Annotated in this window: 18 protein-coding genes and 1 pseudogene; 9 read left to right on the top strand and 10 right to left on the bottom strand. The window is 73.3% G+C overall.

All coding sequences use genetic code 11. The features are described from left to right. The first annotated feature begins 10 nt into the window (after positions 1 to 10). Positions 11 to 964, top strand: coding sequence for a zinc-binding dehydrogenase (locus ACTWPV_RS23210; RefSeq protein ID WP_443153366.1), 954 nt, complete (start codon positions 11 to 13; stop codon positions 962 to 964). A gap of 14 nt (positions 965 to 978) precedes the next feature. Here the strand turns inward: ACTWPV_RS23210 and ACTWPV_RS23205 are convergent, their stop codons facing one another. From ACTWPV_RS23205 to ACTWPV_RS23195, 3 genes are read right to left on the bottom strand one after another with little or no spacing between them, the layout of a single operon-like run. Then, positions 979 to 1,659, bottom strand: coding sequence for an aspartate/glutamate racemase family protein (locus tag ACTWPV_RS23205; RefSeq protein WP_443153365.1), 681 nt, complete (start codon positions 1,657 to 1,659; stop codon positions 979 to 981). After that, a complete protein-coding gene (locus ACTWPV_RS23200; protein ID WP_443153364.1) occupies positions 1,656 to 2,588 on the bottom strand; it encodes a hypothetical protein in 933 nt (310 codons plus the stop codon). The genes ACTWPV_RS23205 and ACTWPV_RS23200 overlap by 4 nt, the downstream gene beginning before the upstream one ends. Then, the gene (locus ACTWPV_RS23195; protein WP_443153363.1) at positions 2,585 to 4,075 is read right to left on the bottom strand and encodes an FGGY-family carbohydrate kinase; all 1,491 of its coding nucleotides are present in this window, start codon (positions 4,073 to 4,075) and stop codon (positions 2,585 to 2,587) included. The genes ACTWPV_RS23200 and ACTWPV_RS23195 overlap by 4 nt, the downstream gene beginning before the upstream one ends. Positions 4,076 to 4,136: 61 nt before the next feature. Between ACTWPV_RS23195 and ACTWPV_RS23190 the strand changes: the two genes are divergently transcribed. Next, complete coding sequence (locus tag ACTWPV_RS23190; RefSeq protein WP_347644486.1) at positions 4,137 to 4,913, top strand: DeoR/GlpR family DNA-binding transcription regulator; 777 nt, start codon at positions 4,137 to 4,139, stop codon at positions 4,911 to 4,913. Positions 4,914 to 4,937: 24 nt separating this feature from the next. Here ACTWPV_RS23190 and ACTWPV_RS23185 read toward each other — a convergent pair. The 3 genes and pseudogenes from ACTWPV_RS23185 to ACTWPV_RS23175 all read right to left on the bottom strand — a co-directional run. After that, positions 4,938 to 6,238, bottom strand: a pseudogene (locus ACTWPV_RS23185) (carboxyl transferase domain-containing protein); the annotation flags it as partial. Then, positions 6,220 to 6,342: a hypothetical protein gene (locus ACTWPV_RS23180; RefSeq protein WP_443153362.1), complete on the bottom strand. Its 123-nt coding sequence runs from the start codon at positions 6,340 to 6,342 to the stop codon at positions 6,220 to 6,222. The gene ACTWPV_RS23180 and the pseudogene ACTWPV_RS23185, both read right to left, overlap by 19 nt. Before the next feature lie 54 nt (positions 6,343 to 6,396). Then, positions 6,397 to 7,722 (bottom strand): SLC13 family permease, encoded by a 1,326-nt coding sequence (locus ACTWPV_RS23175; RefSeq protein WP_443153361.1) that lies wholly within the window; start codon positions 7,720 to 7,722, stop codon positions 6,397 to 6,399. A gap of 105 nt (positions 7,723 to 7,827) precedes the next feature. On the opposite strand from ACTWPV_RS23175, the gene ACTWPV_RS23170 reads away from it, so the two are divergent. Together ACTWPV_RS23170 and ACTWPV_RS23165 are read left to right on the top strand one after the other, a co-directional pair. Continuing rightward, positions 7,828 to 8,454: a FadR/GntR family transcriptional regulator gene (locus ACTWPV_RS23170; protein ID WP_347644489.1), complete on the top strand. Its 627-nt coding sequence runs from the start codon at positions 7,828 to 7,830 to the stop codon at positions 8,452 to 8,454. Positions 8,455 to 8,545: 91 nt separating this feature from the next. Next, on the top strand, positions 8,546 to 10,813 hold the full coding sequence (locus ACTWPV_RS23165) for a rhamnogalacturonan lyase (protein WP_443153360.1): 2,268 nt from the start codon (positions 8,546 to 8,548) through the stop codon (positions 10,811 to 10,813). 119 nt (positions 10,814 to 10,932) lie between these two features. On the opposite strand, the gene ACTWPV_RS23160 is transcribed toward ACTWPV_RS23165, so the two are convergent. From ACTWPV_RS23160 to ACTWPV_RS23150, 3 genes are all read right to left on the bottom strand, one after another. After that, positions 10,933 to 11,496: a hypothetical protein gene (locus ACTWPV_RS23160; RefSeq protein WP_443153359.1), complete on the bottom strand. Its 564-nt coding sequence runs from the start codon at positions 11,494 to 11,496 to the stop codon at positions 10,933 to 10,935. A 239-nt stretch (positions 11,497 to 11,735) separates the two neighbouring features. After that, entirely contained in the window at positions 11,736 to 12,473 is a 738-nt protein-coding gene (locus ACTWPV_RS23155; protein WP_443153358.1) for a hypothetical protein, read from the bottom strand. Next, on the bottom strand, positions 12,470 to 13,183 hold the full coding sequence (locus ACTWPV_RS23150) for an ABC transporter ATP-binding protein (RefSeq protein ID WP_443153357.1): 714 nt from the start codon (positions 13,181 to 13,183) through the stop codon (positions 12,470 to 12,472). The genes ACTWPV_RS23155 and ACTWPV_RS23150 overlap by 4 nt, the downstream gene beginning before the upstream one ends. Before the next feature lie 161 nt (positions 13,184 to 13,344). On the opposite strand from ACTWPV_RS23150, the gene ACTWPV_RS23145 reads away from it, so the two are divergent. Genes ACTWPV_RS23145 through ACTWPV_RS23135 form a run of 3 tightly spaced genes read left to right on the top strand, consistent with a single transcriptional unit; the run spans position 13,345 to position 16,075 of the window. Beyond that, entirely contained in the window at positions 13,345 to 14,517 is a 1,173-nt protein-coding gene (locus tag ACTWPV_RS23145; protein WP_443153356.1) for a sensor histidine kinase, read from the top strand. A 4-nt stretch (positions 14,518 to 14,521) separates the two neighbouring features. Beyond that, positions 14,522 to 15,175: a response regulator gene (locus ACTWPV_RS23140; RefSeq protein WP_443153355.1), complete on the top strand. Its 654-nt coding sequence runs from the start codon at positions 14,522 to 14,524 to the stop codon at positions 15,173 to 15,175. Beyond that, positions 15,176 to 16,075 (top strand): phosphotransferase enzyme family protein, encoded by a 900-nt coding sequence (locus tag ACTWPV_RS23135; protein WP_443153354.1) that lies wholly within the window; start codon positions 15,176 to 15,178, stop codon positions 16,073 to 16,075. Positions 16,076 to 16,107: 32 nt separating this feature from the next. Here the strand turns inward: ACTWPV_RS23135 and ACTWPV_RS23130 are convergent, their stop codons facing one another. After that, positions 16,108 to 17,085 carry a nucleoside hydrolase gene (locus tag ACTWPV_RS23130; protein WP_443153353.1) on the bottom strand — a complete coding sequence of 326 codons (978 nt, stop codon included), beginning with the start codon at positions 17,083 to 17,085 and terminating at the stop codon, positions 16,108 to 16,110. A gap of 104 nt (positions 17,086 to 17,189) precedes the next feature. On the opposite strand from ACTWPV_RS23130, the gene ACTWPV_RS23125 reads away from it, so the two are divergent. Then, entirely contained in the window at positions 17,190 to 18,518 is a 1,329-nt protein-coding gene (locus ACTWPV_RS23125) for an MFS transporter (RefSeq protein ID WP_347644499.1), read from the top strand. Then, positions 18,515 to 20,047: a sulfatase family protein gene (locus ACTWPV_RS23120; RefSeq protein WP_443153352.1), complete on the top strand. Its 1,533-nt coding sequence runs from the start codon at positions 18,515 to 18,517 to the stop codon at positions 20,045 to 20,047. Before ACTWPV_RS23125 ends, ACTWPV_RS23120 begins: the two co-directional genes overlap by 4 nt. The last annotated feature ends 10 nt before the right edge of the window (positions 20,048 to 20,057 follow it).

Raw genomic sequence — 20,057 nt, 5'->3', positions numbered from 1 at the left:
TGATCGCGTGATGCGGGCCGTCACGATCGAGACGTGCGGCCTGCCGCCCGTGGTCGCCGAGCGGCCGGCACCCGTGGCGTCCGGTGCCGAGACGGTCGGGGTCATCGCCGCCCCGATCACCCCGCTCGACCTGCTGTGCGCGGGCGGCGCCTCCTACTTCGGGACGCCGTCCGTCCCCTACGTGCCCGGCGTGCAGGGGGTCGGGGCCGTCGGCGGGCGGCTGGTGTGGTTCCCCACGCCGGCGGGGATGGCGCCGGGCGACGGCAGCATGGCGGAGCTGGCGGCGGTGCCCGCCGAGGACCTCGTCGAGTTGCCCGGCGGCGCCGACCCGTTCGCCGTGGCCGCGCTCGGATTGTCGGCCGTGGCCGCGCACATGGCGCTGACCTGGCGGGGCGAGCTGGCAGCCGGCGAGCAGGTGCTGGTGCTCGGCGGCGGTGGCGTGGTGGGGCAGGCGGCCATCCAGCTCGCCCGTCTCGCGGGCGCCCGCCGGGTCGTCGCCGCCGCCCGTTCACCGCAGGCCCGCGAGCAGGCCCGGCAGGCGGGGGCGGACGCCGTCGTCACCCTGGACACCGACGACGTGGCCGCGCTGGCCGCCCGCTTCACCGCCGCCTGCGAGGGGCCGCTGGACCTGGTGCTCGACCCGCTCTTCGGCGTCCCGGCCGCCGCGGCGGCCCGCACCCTGCGTCCCGGGGGCCGGCTCGTCAACCTCGGCAGCTCGGCGTCGGAGACGTCCCCGCTCGACTCCGCCACGCTGCGCAGCCGGTCGTTGCGGGTGCTCGGCTACACCAACAACGAGCTGACCAGGGAGCAGCGCGCCGCGGCCATCACCCTGATCGCCGAGCGGGTGACCGAAGGGCGGCTGTCGGTGGCGCACGAGGTCGTACCGCTGGAGCGGGCCACCGAAGCCTGGCGACGCCAGGCGGCCGGCGAGGCCACGGGCCGCGTCGTCCTGAGCACCACCTGACCGGCCGGGGCGGCTCAGGCCAGCTGGGCGACGCCGGAGCGCGGGGAGGAGAGCACCGGCACTCCCCCGTCCGCCTCCGCGACGATCCTGGCCATCGACGCCTGGGCCAGCACCACGACGTCCACCTGCCCCGCGAGCCGGCCGAACCCGTCCAGGACCAGGGCGTCGTGGCGGGCCGGATCGCCGCCGCGCAGCGCGTCGAAGGCGCCGTCGCACAGGTGCGGAACGACCTCCCGCGCCACCCCCTCACGGGACGCCGCCCGCCGGACCAGCCGGGTGGTCGGGCCGAGCGTGGTGGCGAGCGTCGCCAGCACCCCGATCCGCCGCCCGGCCCGCACCGCCTCCCCGGCCATCGGCTCGTCGATGCGCAGGATCGGCAGCTCGGCGAACGGGCGCGCCTGTTCGGCGGCCTCACCGATGGAGGAGCAGGTGACGAGCAGCGTCCCGGCTCCCGACTCCTTGGCGTACATCGCGTACGAGACCAGCCTGCGCAGGACGTGCGGGGGCGGACCGTCGCCGGCGATGGTGTCCTGGAGCAGGCTCTCGTCGGCGAAGTGCAGGATCCGCGTGCCGGGCCGCACCTCGGCGGCCAGTTCGGCCAGCGGCGCGGCAAGCGCGGGCACGGTGTGCAACATCGCGATCGCCGGCCCTCCCGCAGGACGACCAGCAGCCGGTCCGGCCGTCCGCGCCGTCATCGGGCGTTCCACGGGCGGGCGAAGGAGTCGACGATGGACGCCAGCCGCCGCAGCCGGGGCACCGAGCGCGTACGCAGCTCCGCGGCCAGGCCGGCGGACCCCACCACGTCGCTCCAGATCGCGCGGCCGGCCAGCATCCCCGACGCGCCCGCCCGGCAGGCGGCCCGGACGGCGGCGGGGAAGTCGTCCCGTTCCACGCCCTGGGAGAGCACGACCCACGGGACGGGGATCACCTCGTCGAGCCGGGCGCACTCCTCGGCCAGCCGTTCCTCGGGGGCGGCGCCGCCGAGCGGCACCTGGGCCTTGTACAGGCTGGGCCGCAGCCCGGCCAGCTCCCTGGCGGCCTCCCGGATCGCGGCGGGCCCGTCGAAGCCCGCCTCCTGGCCCTGGACGGGTTTGGCCACCCCTTCGAGCACGGAGAGCAGGCCCGCATCGGCGCATACACGGACGAACGCGGCGGCGGTCTCCAGGCGGCGCCGCCGGTGCTCGTCGTCGCGCCAGATGAGCAGCAGCTTGGCCGCGACCGCGCCGGCCCGCCGCGCGGCGGCCAGGTCGATCGTCTCGTCGATCGAGGTGTCCTCGACGGGGCCGTCGGGCGCCTGCCGGAGGCTGTCCACGGCGATGATCAGCCCGCCGGGGACCATGCCCTCGGCGGCCACCCGGTCGAAGCCGTAGTCCCTGTCGATCAGGAACCCGGAGGCGTGCGGCCCCACCTCCCGCGCCACCGCCAGCTTGAACCCGGCCAGGGTGTCGTCGTCCACCCGCTCCCCCGTGGCGGCGGCGAACATCTGCCTCAGGCTCTCCCGCTGGTCCATGGCGACCATGGCGAACCCACCGGACGGGCGGGCCAGCAGGTCGAGCGTCGGGGCGGGCGTGGTGGTCTCCTGGCTGGTCATGGGTGCTCCGATCTGATGGTTCTGCCTGGTCATCCGTGCTCCCGCCGGCCGGCGGAGGTCAGGAAGCGTTCGTACAGGGGGAGGTAGGCGGCGGCGAGGCCGGGGTCGTGCCGTTGCGGCTCGCGGGGCAGCACGGGGACGTCACCGAGCGAACCTCCCGCCTGGCCGGCGATGAGAGCGGCGCCCGCGCAGACCGCGTCGTCGGCCCGTACGACCTCCACCGGCACGGGCGAGACCGCCGCCTTCACGCGCATCCAGAGCGGGACCCGGACCTGCCCGCCGAAGACCACGAGCCGTTCGGGAGGGGCGCCGGTCACGGCGGCGAGCTCGGCCACGGTCCAGCGGGTGTGCAGGCACGTGCCCTCCATGGCGGCCGCCAGCAGGTCGCCGAACGTGTGCTCGGGCCCGATCCCGGACATCGTGACCCGGCGTTCGCGCTCGGGCGCGGGCGCCACCCTGCCGCGCAGGTACGGCTCGGCGATGATGCCCGTCGGCAACCGCACCCCGTCCAGCAGTCCGGGCAGGGCGGCGTACCTGTCCCGTCCCGCTTCCCGCTCGCCCGCGCGCTCCGCCGTGGCCCGCGCCCGGGGGTCGTCAAGGGGAGGAGCCAGGCCGAGGAGCCAGTCGAGCATGCCGCCGCTCATCGGCAGACCTCCGACCAGGACGGTGCCGGCGCCGTCGAGCGAGGGGTCGGCCGTGACTCCCAGGGCCAGGCCGGTGCGCGGGTCGGGCCGGTGCGCCGCCGGCGCCAGGACCGCCTCCGCCGTGCCCATGGAGTCGGCCACGTGACCGGGACGGCGTACGCCCGACGCCCACGCGCCCACCGCGTGGTCGTGACCGGCGATCACCACGGGGGTCCCGGCCGCCACCCCGCTCGCCCTCGCCGTCAGCCCGCCGACGGGCTCCACCGCCCCGGCCGTGGGCGCCAGCTGCTCGGGACCCAGCCCGGCCAGGGCGAGGAGGTCCTCGTCGTAGCGGCCGCGTACGACGTCGTAGGCGAGGGTGCGCGCGGCCAGCGTCTCATGGGTGCGCAGCACGCCGGTGAGCGCGTACGCCACCGCGTCGGGCACGCTCGCCCACCACCGCATCGCCGCCGGCACGCCCGGCTCGTGCGCACGCAACCAGAGCCACTTCGCCAGCGGCGCCTTCCCGTCCACCCACCGCCCGGTCCGCGCGTAAACCGCCACCGCGTCCCCGCCCGCGCCGGGTGGGCCGGTGCCGCGGAGCGCGGCGGCTTCCTCGTGGCCGCGGGGGTCGTTCCACCACAGCAGCGGCGTGAGCGGGCGTCCCGAGGCGTCGAGGGGCACGCCGGTCTCGGCCATGCCCGCGATCCCGATCGCGTCGGGGCCGCGCCCCGCGCGGGCGGCGCACTCCGCCAGGGCCTCCACGACGGCGGCCACGAGGGCGGGCAGGTCGCGCGGGGTCGGGTGGCGTACGGAAGCGACGCAGCCGCCCCCGTCGTCGAAGAAGCCCACCTTGACGTGGGTGGTGCCCACGTCGATCCCGCACAACAACGCCATGTTGTCACTATAAGTCCATAAGTTGGCTGAAAAACGCCAACTTATGGGGCATCATGGTCATATGAGCGACATGGAGGCGAGCCTGCGCTACTCGTCGGCCCCGCACAGGCGCGAGGCGATCCTGCGCAGGATCGAGCTCGACGGGTACGTCGCCGCCGCCGACCTGGTCACCGAGCTGGGCGTCTCACCCAACACCGTCAGGCGCGACCTGCGCAGGCTGGCCGGTGACGGCCTGGTCAGGGCGGTACGCGGAGGCGCCGCAGCAGCCGACATGGGTGCCACGCCGTTCACCGACCGCTCCGTTCAGGCGTCCGCCGCCAAGCGGGCGATCGCCGCCGCCGCCGTACGCCACGTGGAGCCGGGCACGGCCATCGCCCTCGACTCGGGCACCACCACGCTGGAGATCGCCAAACTGCTCCCCTCCGGGGCGAACCTCACCGTGATCACCCACTCGCTGCCCGCCATCGCCGTGCTCGCGCCGAGACCCGACATCACGCTCATCGGGGTCGGCGGCCAGTACGGCAGGGACACCCGCTCGTTCGGCGGGCCGGAGACCCTGGCGTGGCTGGAGCACATGAGCGTGCGCACCCTGTTCCTGGCGGCCACCGCGCTCGACGGGAACGGCGTCTACGGGGCCACACCGTACGAGGCCGAGACCAAGCGCCGGCTCATCGCCATCGCGCGCAGGACGATCGTGGTGGGCGACGCGCGCAAGTTCGCGTTGAGCGCCCCGATCCGGGTGTGCGGCTGGGACGCGGCCGAACTCCTGGTGACCGACGGCGTGCCGCCCTGGTTCGAGGACGTCGGCGTCGAGTTCGCGTCACAGGCCCCCTCCTGAGGGCCCTCACCACCTCGGCCGGCGTCACGCGACCGCGTCGTCGACGGCGGTTCCGGGCGCGGTGGCGGAGTGGCGCGTGTCGGTGGCGCTGCCGAGGATCCGGTACCGGCGGAGCCGTTCGGCGAGCAGTTCCGGGCGGCGGAGGTGCAGCAGGACGGCGAGCTCGCGCTCCAGTTCGCGCCCGACGCGGCGGCAGAACGCCTGCGGTTCCTCGGCGGCGTCCGGATGCTCGGTGACGATCCGGTCGGCGATGCCGCCGGCGAGCAGGTCGGCGGAGCGGACGCGTTGTACGGCCGCTACCTGCGGAGCGTGCTCGACGTCCCGGTGCACGATGGCGCTGGCCCCCTCGGGAGGCAGCGGGGACAGCCAGCCGTGCTGGGCGACGAGCACCCGGTCGCACGGGATGAGCGCGAGCGCGGCGCCGCCGCCGCCCTGGCCGAGGAGGAGGGAGAGCGTCGGCGTGTCGAGGTCGACCAGGTCGGCCAGGCACCGGGCGATCTCCCCGGCGAGCCCGCCTCGTTCCGCCTCGGGCGACAGGGCCGCGCCGGGAGTGTCGACGACGGTGACGAGCGGCAGCCGAAGCGCTCGCCAGCCGCATGCCACGCCGGGCCACGCGCAGGGCGGCTGGCCCCAGCGGGCACACGTCCTCCTGGTGGCGGCGGTCCTGGCCGAGCAGTACGCACGAGACGCCGCCGAAACGGGCCAGCGCCAGCAGGAGCGCCGGGTCCGTCTCCCCCGCCCCGGTGCCGTTCAGCAGCAGGACGTCGGAGGCGGCGTGGCGGAGCACCTGCCTGACGCCGGGCCTGTCGCCTCGCCTGGAGAGCGCTGATCGACTCCCAGGCGGGAACGTCGGGGAACGGTTCCTGGGACGGATACGCGGCCTCGGGCGGGGGCGGCGGCGCCAGCATGACGCGCAGCGCCCGGTCGGCGGCCTCCGCCAGGTCCTGGACGGGCAGCACGGCGTCGATCAGGCCGTGACGGTGCAGGCTCTCCGCCACCTGGACGCCCTCAGGGAACGGCTGCCCGTGCAGGGCACGGTAGACGCGCGGGCCGAGGAAGCCGATCATCGCGCCGGGTTCCGCGGCCGTGATGTGACCGAGTGAGGCCCACGAGGCCAGGACGCCGCCGAAGGTCGGGTCGCGCAGGTAGACGAGGTAGGGCAGGCCGGCGGCCTTGTGCCGGGTGATGGCGGCCGTCATCTTCACCATCTGCAGGAACGCCGTCGTGCCCTCCTGCATCCTGGTGCCGGCCGAGGCGGGAGCGGCGAGCAGCGGCAGCCGCTGGGCGGTGGCCCGTTCCACCGCGGTCACGAGGCGTTCGGCGGCGGGTCGGCGTCGCCGGCCGGGCCGAGGGGGTCGTCCCAGGTGCGGTAGGAGCCGTCGTCGAGCACGAGTTCGATCAGGTCGAGTGCGGTCAGCCTGCCAGACACGCGCGGATCTCCTCTTCGTCGGCGTTCAGCACGGGAGGCCCGCGCCCGCGCGGGTCAGGACAGCCCCGGCACGATCAGGACAAGCCAGCACAGAAGCGGCGCGGCGACCACGATGGTCATACCCCATGTCATCAGGCGCTTGAACACGTCGTCCCGGATCGCCACGTCGGCGTTCGCGACGATCAGCGCGCCGTTGGTGGAGAAGGGGCTGCAGTCCACCACCGAGGAGGAGATCGCCAGCGCCGTGACCATGCCGACGGCGCCGACCTGCCCGGTCTGCAGGAAGGGTACGGCGAGCGGGATCAGCGCGCCCAGGATGCCGGTCGTGGAGGCGAAGGCGGACACCACGGCGCCGATCAGGCAGATCAGCAGGGCCGCCAGGAGCGGAGCGCCGACCTCGGCCACGCCGTCGCCGAGCCACTTCACCGTGCCCTGGTCCTGCAGCAGGGCGACGTACGTGACGATGCCGCCGACCAGGAGCACCGTACCCCAGCTGATCTTGTCGACGGCTCCGCGGGCGGCGGAGGGGAAGATCAGGGTCAGCACGACCGCCACCGCGAGCGCGAGGAAACCGATGTCGAGGTCGAAGACGAGCGCGCCCACCGCCAGCACGAGCAGGCCGATCAGCGTGAGCGAGCGCTGCGCGTCGAGGCGGGGCAGGGCGTCGTCCACGGGGTGGTCGCCGCCGTCAGTATCGCCGTCGGGGCCGTCACCGGGGCCGGGGCCGCCGCCGGCGCGGCTCATGACCGCCGTCCTGGACGACTGCCGGTCACGCTGCAGCAGCTTGGTGCCTCCGAAGGCGAGGAAGCCGACGAGGCTGATGAGAGCGCACGCGCCCAGCGCCCCACCGAACAGGACGGCCGCGTTGCCCGGCAGGTCGCTCTGGTCGACGACGCCGTTGGTGATCGCGCCGAAGATGCCGATCGGCGAGAAGCTCCCACCGGTCGAGCCCTGCACCACCATCAGGCCCATCATCACGGGGTGGATCCGGTAGCGGGCCGCGAAACCCATCGCCACCGGCGCCACGATGGCCACCGCGGCCGGGCTGGCGGCGCCGATCGCGGTGATCGCGGCGCAGACCGCGAACATCACCCACGGCATCAGGGCGACGCGACCGCGCACGGCGACCACCGCCCGGTGCACGATCCAGTCCACGGTGCCGTTGGTCTTGGCCAGCGCGAACAGGTACGTGACGCCCACCAGGATGACGAACAGGTTCGCCGGGAAGCCGCCGAGCACGTCGTCCACCTCCACGCCGAACACAGAGGTCCCCACGACGAAGGCGGCCACGAGTGCGAGCGCGCCCATGTTGATGGATCGGATGGTAGCCACCAGGAACACCAGTACGAGCACGACCAGCGCGATGATCTCCGCTGACATCGGCAGCTCCTCAGGGGGTCGGGCGCCTGACCCGGTTACGTGCGCCATTTCCAGATTGGCCTAGCCTCTGCTCCACTGAGGCGGGCTGTCAATAGACTGTCCTCCGTGACCAAGAAGCGCCCGCAGACCTCCGCCGTTCCAGGACGCCTGGAACGGCCGCGCCTGTATGTGCAGCTGGCCGATCACATCGCGCGCTTCATCGAGGCCCAGGGGCTCTCCCCCGGCGATCGCCTGCCGCCCGAGCGGCTCCTGGCCGCGGAGCTGGGGGTCAGCCGCGCGTCGCTCAGCCGCGCCCTGGTGGCGCTGGAGGTTCAGGGCAAGGTCGAGGTGCAGCACGGCAACGGCGCCGTGGTGCTCGCGCCGACCCTCCAGGACGAGAAGCCGGCCCTGTCGTCGTTGTGGGCCGAGCGCGATCCCGCCGATCTCGCCCGGGCGCGGGAGGCCGTCATGTCGGGGCTGGCGCGCAGCGCGGCGGCCCACCCCGACAGGAGCCTCCGGCTCGCCCTGCTCGACGCGGACGGCTCTCAGGTCCGCTTCTCCGACACCTGGCCCTGCGTGCGCCGGCTGTCCGGGCCGAGCCTGCTGGCCGAGCTCGACGACCTGCTCGCGGAGGTGGCGCCGGTGGACGAGTCCCGGATCGCGGCCGACCGCCTGGTGGCTCTGGCCCGTGCCGTCGTGGTAGGTGACGAGCAGGCCGCCGCCTCCGCCTGCGCCGGCCTGTTCCACTTCTGACGCCCCGCACGGGACGCGCGCGGGGCGTTCGCCGGAGTACGGGCCGGCCGGAGCGAACCCAAAGAACCGCGCATTATCCACCAAATGTTCCGTGAAATACCGCCACGTCGCGGCCCCGGCCGCGGCGGGCGGAGCCGGTCACGGACGGCCGGGCGCGAGCCTCCGGCTCGAACACCTCGACCGCGGCCTGGTGGCGGCCACGACCAGCGCCGGCGTCTTCCTGAGCTGGCGGCTGCTCGGCGACGAGGTGTCGGGGTACGGCGAGACCGGCATGAAGGGCCCGGCCTTCCGCGTCCACCGCGACGGCCGCCCCATCGCCACGGTCACCGACAGCACCAACCACCTCGACGCCGGCGGCACCCGCTCCTCGCGCTACCACGTGACCCCGGTGACCAGTGGCCGGGAGGGCCGGCCCAGCGCCTCAGTCCAGCCATGGGCTAAATCGTTTTATGACCTCAAGCTGCGAAAACCGGCCGACGGCGTGACGCCCACGGGCGAGGCCTACACGTACACCGCCAACGACATGAGCGTCGGCGACGTGGACGGCGACGGCCGCTACGAGTACGTCGTCAAGTGGGACCCGTCCAACTCCAAGGACGTCTCCCAGCGCGGCTACACCGGCAACACCTACGTCGACACCTACGAGCTCGACGGCACCCTGCGCTGGCGGCTCGACCTGGGCGTCAACATCCGTTCCGGCGCCCACTACACCCAGTTCACGGTCTACGACCTCGACGGCGACGGCCGATCGGAGATGATGCTCAAGACGGCACCCGGCACGAAGATCATCCGGTACGGGAGCAGGGGCCAGGTCGTCTCCGAGCGTTTCGTCACCATGCCGCGCCGGGACGTCAGAGCGGGCTATTCGCACCAGGACGACTATCGCAAAAGCGCAGCAGACTATTTCGACCATGTTGTGGACATGTTCGCGAAATGGCACAAGCACCCGGAGGTGGTCGCGAAACGCTGGCCGGCCACGCTGGAAGAGGCCTTCGGCATCGAGCCGGCCCACGAATATCCGCTCTCCCATGAGGACGCCGTAGAGCTCGCCACCTATTTCGTCGACGTCTACGCCCCGGGGCGCAGCGGCAACAACCGGCTGCGCGAGTTCGAGGGCTTCGTCCTCACCGGCCCCGAATACCTGTCGGTGCTCGACGGCGCCACCGGCAGAGAACTGCAGACGATCCCCTACAAGCCCGGCCGCGGCGACGACGGGCTCATGTGGGGCGACTACGCGATGTCCAGGATCGAGCCGGGCAACCGGGTCGACCGATTCCTGTCCGCGGTGGCCTACCTCGACGGCAGGCGCCCGTCGGCGGTGTTCGCCCACGGGTACTACACCCGCACCACGCTCGTCGCCTACACCTGGAACGGCCGGCGGCTGGAGGAGGTCTGGTACGTCGACAGCGGCCACGCCCCGATGGCGAACCCGTTCGACGCCTCACCTCACGGCGTCCCCGGCAGCAACCCGGAATATGCCGACCTGACCACGCAGGGCTTCCACTCGATGAGCGCGGCCGACGTGGACGGCGACAGCAGGCAGGAAATCGTCTACGGCGCCGCGACCATCGACGACGACGGCGACCTGCTGTACTCGTCGTTCGCCGAGGGCCCGCCGAAGAGCAGCGTGCCCGGGCAGAACGTCCGGCTCGGCCACGGCGACGCCCTGCACGTGGGCGACTTCGACCCCGACCGGCCGGGCCTGGAGATCTGGACGGTGCACGAGGGCGGCGCCTGGGCGCCGTACGGATGGGCGTTGCGCGACGCGGCCACCGGCGAGGTGATCCACGGCGGCTACAGCGGCCGGGACACCGGTCGTGGCATGGTCGGCGACATCGACCCGGCCGTCCGCGGGGTGGAGGCGTGGTCGTCGATGCCCCCCGACCAGGAGATCCAGGCGGGCCTGTGGTCGGCCCGCGGCGAGCACCTGGGGCGCGGCACCCCCGGCACGAACATGAGCATCCGCTGGGCCGCCGACATGACCACGCAGCTCGTCAACGGCACCGCGACCACCGAGCTGCAGACGCCGACGATCGACGACTGGAGGCGCGGCACGGTCCTCGCCGCCGAGGGCACGCTGGCGAACAACTGGACGAAGGGCAACCCGGGGCTGGTCGCCGACGTCTTCGGCGACTGGCGCGAGGAACTGCTGGTCCGTACGGCGGACGGCGAGGCGGTGCGGATCTATCTGAGCACCGAGGTGACCGGCAGGAAGATGTACACGCTGATGCACGACCCGCAGTACCGCGCCGACGTGGCCCGGCAGCAGACGGCCTACAACCAGCCGGCGTACCCGGGCTTCTACTTCGGCTCCGACATCGACTGGTCGCGGGTCCCCGTGCCCCGCATCAGGACATAGGCACGGGGCCCTGCCCGCCTCACGCTGGCGCCTTCCTGTGGGTGATCGCCGCCGCGATACCGGCCGGACGCGCCGAGGGCGCCCCCTGGTGCGGGAGCGCCCTCGGCGTACGTGCCGGGTCAGGCGGGAAGCTTCACCAGAACCGGCGTGGTCGCGGGCCGGGTGTCCTTCTCGGCCCACGCGCCGGTCGAGAAGGCGACCGGGTGGTTCTTCTTGCCGGCCCCGTCGCCCCACTTGGTGACGACGTAGTCGATCTTGATGTGGCCCTTGCCCCCGTTGTCCTCGACGCCGAGCGTCTCGGAGTTGAAGGTGCCGCCGGTCAGCTCGGCGAAGGTCTTCGCGTCCAGGTCGAGCATGACCCCGCGGCCGGAGGGGTCGCCCGGGCCGCGGTCACCGACGAAGAACGGCACCTTCTTGCCCTGGTAGATGGCGTACCCCTCGGTCATGAGGGGCCAGCTGGGGCTGGCGGCCAGGCCCTTCTGCATGGGCTTGCCCGAGGCGGGCAGGCCGGTGTCGCCGGCCCGTCCGGAGGCGTCGTCCCAGAAGTACGACGCGGTCGTCGAGCCCTTGAGCATGACCTGCTGCACGGTGCCGTTGTCGGCGTGTGCCGGAGCGGCGCCCATGGCCAGGGCGGTCGCGGCGGTCGTGGCCAGCATGGCAAAGGTACGCAGGCGAGCTGTCATGATGGTGTCAGGTCCTTTGTTAGGGGACTATGGCAGTTCGCGCTCGCTTGGACGGACGTAGCCGGACGGCACGCCATACGGGACGCTACGCGGAGCACGGGGGAATCCAGCGGAGGGATCCGGGTTCCGGCGCCCTCGCCGCGACTGCGCGGGCACGGGTCATCGCCGGACAGTCACCAATTTAGCCCCTAAACCGGACAAAGGCAAACATATCGCCATGAAACGGATATAGATCTACCTCAACCGATCTCTCTGCGCATCGTCCGCACCATGCCCGCTGCCATCGGCAGCACGATCCACGCCAGCGCCGACACGGCCAGCCGGGCGGCGTCGCCGCCCGTCATGTCGCCGTTCACCAGCGGGACGGTGGCGGTGTTGAGGTCCAGCCACTCCATCGCGGCCTCCCCCGCGGCACCCAGCCGGCCCACAACGCTCCAGACGACCGTGCTGGACAGGCAGATCACGATCGCCGCGGGCGCGTTCATCAGCACCGTCCCCAGGGCCAGCCCCTGGGCGGTGAGCAGGACCGTCGTCGCCGTCCATCCCGCCAGGGCCGGCGGCGCGACCTGCCAGTCGGCCGGCACGCCCTGCGCCGCCGCGACGGCCGCCGTCACCGGCACCGCGACCACCAGCGCGAACGCGCAGGCCACCACGGAGGCGACCAGGGGCGGCAGGCACTTGGCGGCCATCACCCGCCCCCTGCGGGGTTCGAGCGTGAACGTGGTCAGCGCGGTGCGGTGACTCCACTCGCCGGTGACGGTGAGGATGGCGAGCACGGGAAGCAGGATGCCGAACACGATGCCGGCCGTCCCCGCGACGGTCTGGAACTCGGGCCCCGAGACGGCGCCGCGGCCGACGACCGAGCCGACCGCCAGGGCGACCAGCACCCCGGCGATGATCCTGCTGCCGCGGGTGTCGACGAGCTTGCGCGTCTCCACGCGCAGCAACGTCGGGAAGGGGACGCGTCGGGTGTTCATGCCAGGCTCCTGTCGGCGGCGGCGGTCAGTTCGAGGAACGTCTGCTCCAGGCCACGGCCCTGGCCGAGCTCGGCCGGAGTGCCCTGGGCGAGCAGGCGGCCGCGTCCGATCATCACGATGCGATCGGCGACCTGCTCCACCTCGTGCAGCAGGTGCGAGCTGAGCAGCACCGCGCATCCCGAGTCGGCCAGGTCGCGCAGCAGCCCGCGCATCCAGTGGATGCCCTGGGGGTCGAGGCCGTTGGCGGGCTCGTCCAGGATGAGCGCCTGGGGCCGGCCGAGCAGGGCGTGCCCGATGCCGAGCCGCTGCCGCATGCCCGGCGAGTAGCCGCCGACCGCCCGCCGTCCCTCCTTGCCGGTCAGGCCGACCAGCTCCAGGACCTCGTCCACGCGCGAACGCGGCAGGCCCAGCATCATCGCGCCGAGCGTCAGGACCTCCCGGCCGCTGCGGCCGGGGTGCTGGGCGGAGGCGTCGAGCAGCGTGCCCACCTCGTAGCCGGGGCGCTCCAGCTCGGCGTACGGCCGCCCGAGCACGGTGGCGGAGCCGGAGGTGGGACGGGACAGCCCCGCCAGGATGCGCATGGCCGTCGACTTCCCCGCCCCGTTGGGCCCGAGAAACCCGGTGACGGAGCCGGCCGGCACGGTGAAGGACACGTCGTCGAGCGCCTTCACGTCGCTGTACCTCTTGCCGAGGCGTTGAAATTCGATCACCCTCAGAGTCCATCGAACGCGCGCCCCGCGTGCATCGGACCTGGGTCCACGCCGGGTGGCGGCCCGGCCGCCACCCGGCGCCCGCGGTGTAGACCAGGGTCTGCAGCACGATGGACCCCGGTCGCTAACCGGCGCGGCGGCGGGTCCCTAGGCTGGTGGGCGTGCACGACGCCGACGAGCACCAGCCGCCCATCGACCGGCTGGGCAGCACGCTGCGCCACCTGTTCGCGGCGCTGCCCCTGCTGCTCTACGTCGTCATGGTGGTGCTCCTGTCGGGCCGCGTGCCGATGCCGTACAGCTCGCTCGGCTGGGTGCTGGCCGACATGGGGCTGGGCGCGGCCGGGCTGGTCCTCATGCGCTGGCGGCGCAGGTGGCCGTGGCAGATCGCGCTGGCCACCACGGTCCCGACCATCGCGTCCTTCACCGCGAGCGGGCCCGCGCTCGTCGCCTACACCTCGCTGGTCACGCACCGGCGCTGGCGCCAGATCGTGCCGGTGGCCGCCGTGGCGATCCTGAGCATGTTCCTGGCGGGCCGGTGGCAGGGCACCCCCACCACGGGCCTGCTCAACGCGGCGGCCGGCGCCGTCACGCTCGCCGGCGCCACCGTCCTCGGCCTGTACGCCCGCAGCCGCCGTGACCTGGCCGCCTCCCAGCGGGAGGCGGAGGCGGCGGCCCAGCGGCAGCGGGTCGAGCAGGCCCAGCTCGCGGAGCGGCTGCAGATCGCCCAGGAGATGCACGACGTGCTGGCGCACCGGATCTCGCTGCTGGCGATGCTGGCCGGCGGGCTGGCGTACCGGAAGGACCTCACGCCCGAGCAGACCAGGGAGGCGGCGCTGGCCATCCAGGAGAACGCCCACCAGTCGCTCAACGAGCTGCGTGCCGTGCTCGGCACGCTCAGGCGGGACGGCGGTCCCACCGGCGGTGCGAATGAGGGTCCCGAGGGCCCGCAGCCGACGCTGGACCATCTGGACACCCTGTTCGAGGAGGTGCGGGCGGCCGGGCAGCGGGTCGAGGTGGACGACGCCATCGACTGCCGCGAGCGGTTGCCCACCCAGACGGGACGCCACGCGTACCGGATCGTGCAGGAGGCGCTCACCAACGCGCGCAAGCACGCGCCGGGCAGCCGGGTGACGGCGGAGCTGGGCGGCCGGCCGGGCGAAGGGCTGCGCATCAGGGTGAGCAACCCGGCGCCGCCCGGCCAGTCGGCGGGGCCCGGCAGCCGGCTGGGCCTGGTCGGCCTGGCCGAGCGCACCCGGATGGCCGGCGGCACCATCAGCCACACCGTCCGTCACGGACGGTTCATCCTCGACGCCCGCCTGCCGTGGGAGGCTTGAGCCCATGACCCGCCTTCGCATAGTGATCGTGGACGACGACCCGATGGTGCGCACGGGGCTGCGCCTCATCCTGGGCGGCGAGCCCGACCTCGGGCTGGCCGGGGAGGCGGCCGACGGCAGGCAGGCCATGGCCGTGATCCGCGACCTGCGCCCCGACGTCGTGCTGATGGACATCCGCATGCCGCACCAGGACGGCCTCGCCACCACCGAGCTGGTGCTCAAGAGTCCTTCCCCGCCCAAGATCCTGGTGCTGACCACGTTCGACGCCGACGACATGGTGCTGCGCGCCCTGCAGCTCGGGGCGCACGGCTTCCTGCTGAAGGACACGCCGCCGCCCAAGATGATCGAGGCCGTGCGCGCGTGCGCGCGGGGCGAGCCGGTGCTGTCCCCGAGCGTCGCCCAGCAGGTCATCGCGGCCGCCACCGGCAGGCACGACCCGCGGCGACCGCAGGCGCTGGAGGAGCTGTCCCGGCTGACCGAACGGGAGCGTGAGGTCGCCGTCGAGATCGCCAAGGGCGGCTCCAACACCGAGATCGCGGCCGGCCTCTGCGTGAGCGTGGCCACGGTCAAGGCCAACATCACCCGCATCTTCGCCAAGCTCGGCACCGACAACCGGGTTCACGTGGCCATGAAGGTGCGCGACGCGGGACTGATCTGAATGCCGCTGGACACCGACCGGCTGCTCGCCGCGCTGACCGCGTGGAACCTGCCGGTGGCCTCCGCCGAGCCGCTGCCCGGTGGCTGGAACTCCGTCACCTGGCTGGTCCGCACCCCTCCCGGCACGCGCTACGTCGCCAAACTGTCCGACGTGGGGTCCGCCACCGCCTTCCTCGGCGGTCTGCGGGTGGCGGCCCGCGCGGAGCGGGGCGGGCTGGCCAGCGGCGCTCCCGTTCCCCTGCCCGGCGGCCGCCTGGCCGCGGACCTGGACGAAGGGCTGCTGGCCCTGCTGCGCTACGTCCCCGGCCGCCCGCCGGACGCCTCCTCGGCGGGCGACCTGCACCGGATGGGGGCCGTGCTGGCCCGCGCGCACCGCGCGCTCGGCAACGACATCGCCGACGTCGGCAGGCAACACCGGTGGCCGTGGCCGTGGGCGAGCGACTGCCTGCGGGAGCTGCCGATGCCGCCGCACGTCCGCACGGCGGCGGCGCGCGTGCTGGAAGAGGCGCGCGAGGCCGCCCCGCACCTGCGCGCCGGCGTGGTCAACGGCGACCCCGGCCTCGACGGCTTCCGCCTCAGCGCGCGCTCGCCCGAGGAGGACGGCCTGGTCGACTGGGGCGCGGTCCTGCAGGCCCCCATCCTGTACGACCTCGCGTCCGCCGCCGTGCTGACCCGCGACACCCCCCACGCGATCCGGCACATCGTGGCCGGCTACCGGGCCGTCGCCCCGGCCATCGACGACGAGCTGCCCCATCTGGGCACGTTCGTGCGGCTGCGCTGGATGGCCCACGCGATCTACTTCTCCGACCGCATCGAGCGCGGCCTGCTCAGGGGCGTCAGCAGCGCGGCGGGCAACGAGGAAGGGCTCGAGGAGGCGTACGCCGGCATGCGCGGCCGCTGACGCGCCGGCCCTACGACGGCCCTACGACGGCCCTACGACAGCCCTACGACGGGAGGGCCGCTCAGCAGCGTGTCGAGGAAGAGCTCGCGGTAGCGGAGGGCGTCGACGCCGAGCGCCACGTCGACGCCGTGCGCCGTCCCGGCCAGCCCGTGGGCGGCGTCCTCGCCCGGCAGCGCCCGCCGGTCCACCAGCGTCTGGCCCCTGCTGTATCCGGGGGCGAGCTCCACGCTCACCGGCAGCCGCTCGGTGGTCAGGCCCTCGGGGTCGGCCACCGCGCACACCGCTCCCGCGTCGCCGAGCAGCCCGTCGCCGTTGACGCGGGGGTCGGCCCCGCACAGGGCGATCTGGTGCCGCAGCAGCAGGCCCGCCAGGCGGCTGCCCGGCTCCTCGTGCCCGATCAGCTCCGCGCACGTGGGCGCGTCCACGGAGACGTGGTAGAAGACGTCCAGCCCGTACATCGTCACCGGCACCCCGGCGTCCACCACGATCGCGGCCGCTTCCGGGTCGTGCCACACGTTGAACTCGGCGACTGGGGTGGCGTTGCCGGTCGAGGCGCTGCCTCCCATGAGGACCAGCCGCTCGATGTTGCCGGCGACCTCCGGGTAGGCCCGCAGCAGCAGCGCCAGGTTGGTGAGCGGGGCCAGGCCCACCACGACGACGGGCTCTGGGGCGCCGAGGATCGTGTCGCGCAGCAGGTCGACGGCGGGCACGCCCGCCGTTTCGCGGGCCGAGGCGGGCAGCCCGAGGTCGGCGAGACCGTCGGCGCCGTGGATGTGGCCGGCGTCGCGGGCCGGCCCGATGAGCGGCCGTTCCGCGCCCGCGCTCACCGGCACGTCCGGCGCGCCGGCCGCGTCAAGGACCTTGAGCGTGTTGGCGACCACCTGGCCGAGGCCCGCGTTGCCGGCCACGCACGTCACCGCGCGCAGCCGCAGCTCCGGGTGGCGCACGGCGAAGAGGAGGGCCAGCGCGTCGTCCACGCCGGTGTCCACGTCGAGAATCAGGTCCTTCATCCCATTCCTTCCTCGATGCACCTTGACAGGTGCGCGGACACCATCCCACCATGTCCTATCTGACCCACGAGGTCTAGACGTCTACCCTCCAACGGGAGCACGCCGTGACAGACGTCCCGCCCACCGCGTCCACCACCACCCCCTCAACCGAGAGGGCCCGCGCCGTGCCGTGGAAGCTCACCGCGGCCACGATCGTCGGCAACACCATCGAGTTCTACGACTTCACCATCTACGGCACCCTCACCGCGCTGGTCTTCGGCCGGCTCTTCTTCCCCACGTCCGACCCCCTCGCGGGAACGCTGCTCGCGTTCGGCACCTTCGCCGTCGGCTTCGTGTCACGCCCCCTCGGCGGCGTGCTCTTCGGGCACCTCGGCGACCGGCTCGGCCGCAAACCGACGCTCACGTGGAGCCTCGCCGTGATGGGCACGGCCACGTTCCTCATGGGATTGTTGCCGACGTACGCGGACATCGGCGTCTGGGCGCCCATCATGCTCACCTTCCTGCGATTCTGCCAAGGGCTGGGCATCGGCGGCGAATGGGGTGGCGCGGTCAGTCTCATGGTCGAAAGCGCGCCCCCGTCCAGGCGCGGGTGGTACGGCAGCCTCGTCCAGACCGGCAGCGGCTTCGGCATCATCCTGTCCAGCCTCACCCTCACCACGCTGCTGGCCACGCTCGGCACCGGCGAGCTGCTGGCCTGGGGCTGGCGCATCCCGTTCCTGGTCAGCGTGGTCCTGGTCGGCGTCGGCGTCGTGGTGCGCATGCAGATCCAGGAGTCACCCGAGTTCCACGAGGTCAAGGCCGGGAAGCAGGTCGAGCGGGCGCCGGTGTGGCAGACCGTGCGGGAGCACCCGCGCACGATCGCGCTCGCGATCGGCATGTACGTCGCCATCGCCGCCTTCGGCTTCGTCATCGGCGTGTTCGTGATCTCGTACACCGTCCAGGAGCTGGGCCTGTCGCGGGAGCTGGCGGTCACCGCCAACCTCGTCAACGGGGTCTTCTACGTGATCGGCATCCTGGCGGCGGGGGCGCTGTCCGACCGGATCGGCAAGCGCAGGACTTATCTGCTGTGCGGGCTGCTGCTGATCCCGGCCCCGTTCCTCTACTTCGCGCTGCTCGACACCCGGTCGATCCCGCTCATCCTCGCGGGCAGCGTGTTCGTCGGCCTGGTCAGCGGCCTGCCGTACGGCGTGCAGGCCTCGCTGTTCTGCGAGCTGTTCCCCGCCAGGCTCCGCTACAGCGGGATCTCGCTCGGCTTCCAGGTCGCGACCGTGCTGGGCGGGGCGCTCGCGCCGACCGTGGCCTCGCTGCTGTTCGCGGCGGCGGAGCACAGCTGGGCCATCTCGGCCTACATCGCGGGCCTCGCCGTGATCATGGTCCTCTGCACGCTGGCCGTACGGCCGTACCCGGAGACGACGAAAGGCATCAACGGATGACGAACCGGCCGAACATCGTGCTGGTCATGGTCGACCAGCTGGCCGCGCGCTGGCTGGAGCAGGCCTGGCAGGGCGTGGTCGACCTGCCGAACCTGCGGGTGCTGGCCGAGGGCGGCGTGCGGTTCCCCAACGCGTTCACGCCCAACCCCGTCTGCGCCCCGGCCCGCGCCACCGTCGCCACCGGGCTGACCAGCCAGGGGCACGGCGTCACCGAGTGCGGCTACGACCTCGACCCCGCCCTGCCCACGTTCATGCGCACGCTCCAGCGGGGCGGGTGGCGTACGGGCGCGTTCGGCAAGCTGCACCTGCGCACGCAGATCGGCGGCGTGCGCCCCGACTACCGCCCCTACGGGTTCGACGTCACCCACATCACGGAGGACTCCCGCGCGGGCGAGTGGCTGGACTGGGTGCGCGAGCACCACCTCGAGCACTACCGGGCGGCGCTGTCCACCGTCTGGATGACGATGATCCCCGAGCTGCGCGCGTACGGGCCCGAGCGGCGCGACCTGGTGGCCGAGATCGAGGCCGCCCGGCGGGAGTTCCCCGCCTCCACCGGCGAGGCGTACACGTTGCCGTTCCCCGCCGAGATCTCCCAGACCAACTGGATCACCGAGCGCGCGTGTGACTTCATCCGCGATACCGAGGCCGGGCGGCCGCTGTTCGCGCACGTCAGCTACGTGCAGCCGCACAACCCCTTCGCTCCGCCCGCCGGGTACCTTCCGCGCGTGCGGGCCGAGCGCATCCCCGGCCCGCTGCCCGCGGAGTGGCGCTCGGGCGGGCCCGCCTACTTCGACCGGGAGCAGTACCGGCAGGCCTCCTACGACGTCGACGACTGGAAGAGCCACCGGCTGCACTACTTCGCCGACCTGGCGCACCTGGACGAGCAGCTCGGGCGGCTGGTGGACTGCCTGCGCGAGACGGGACGGCTGGCCGGCACGTACGTGATCTTCACGTCGGACCACGGCGAGCTGCTGCACGACCACGGGCTGGTCGGCAAGTGGGAGCGCCACTACGACACCTGCATCCGCGTGCCGCTCATCGTCTCGGGACCCGGGCTGAGCCCCGGCGTGCGCTCCGAGCTCGCCGAGCTGACCGACCTCGCGCCCACCATCCTCGACGTGGCCGGCCTCGAACCCGACCCGCTGGCCCGCCCCCAGCTCGGCAACCCGCACGTCCCACGGCAGCTGCCCGCCCTGCCGGGCAGCTCGCTGCTGCCCCTGTGCCAGGGCCTGGACCTCGACTGGCGCACCGCGGTCTACGTGCAGAGCAACAACAACCACTGGGAGGCCTCGCCCCGGAGCTGGTCCCGTACGGTCCGCACCGCCCGCCACCGCTACACCCGGTATTTCGGCGGGGGCGGCGAGCAGCTCTTCGACCTGGAGGCGGACCCGGACGAGCAGCACGACCTCGCCGCCGACCCCGCCGCCGAGCCGATCCGCCGGCGGCTCCACGACGAGCTGCTGGAGCTCGTCGTGCTCGACGGATATCCCAACAGCCCGCGCGGGCTTTACGGCATCGGAACGTGGTAGCGCGGCTCTA

It is taken from the genome of Nonomuraea sp. KM88, from assembly GCF_052245635.1.
Lineage (GTDB): Bacteria > Actinomycetota > Actinomycetes > Streptosporangiales > Streptosporangiaceae > Nonomuraea.
Note: the sequence above shows the minus strand (reverse complement) of the source record. Positions and strands in the feature narration are given on the sequence as shown.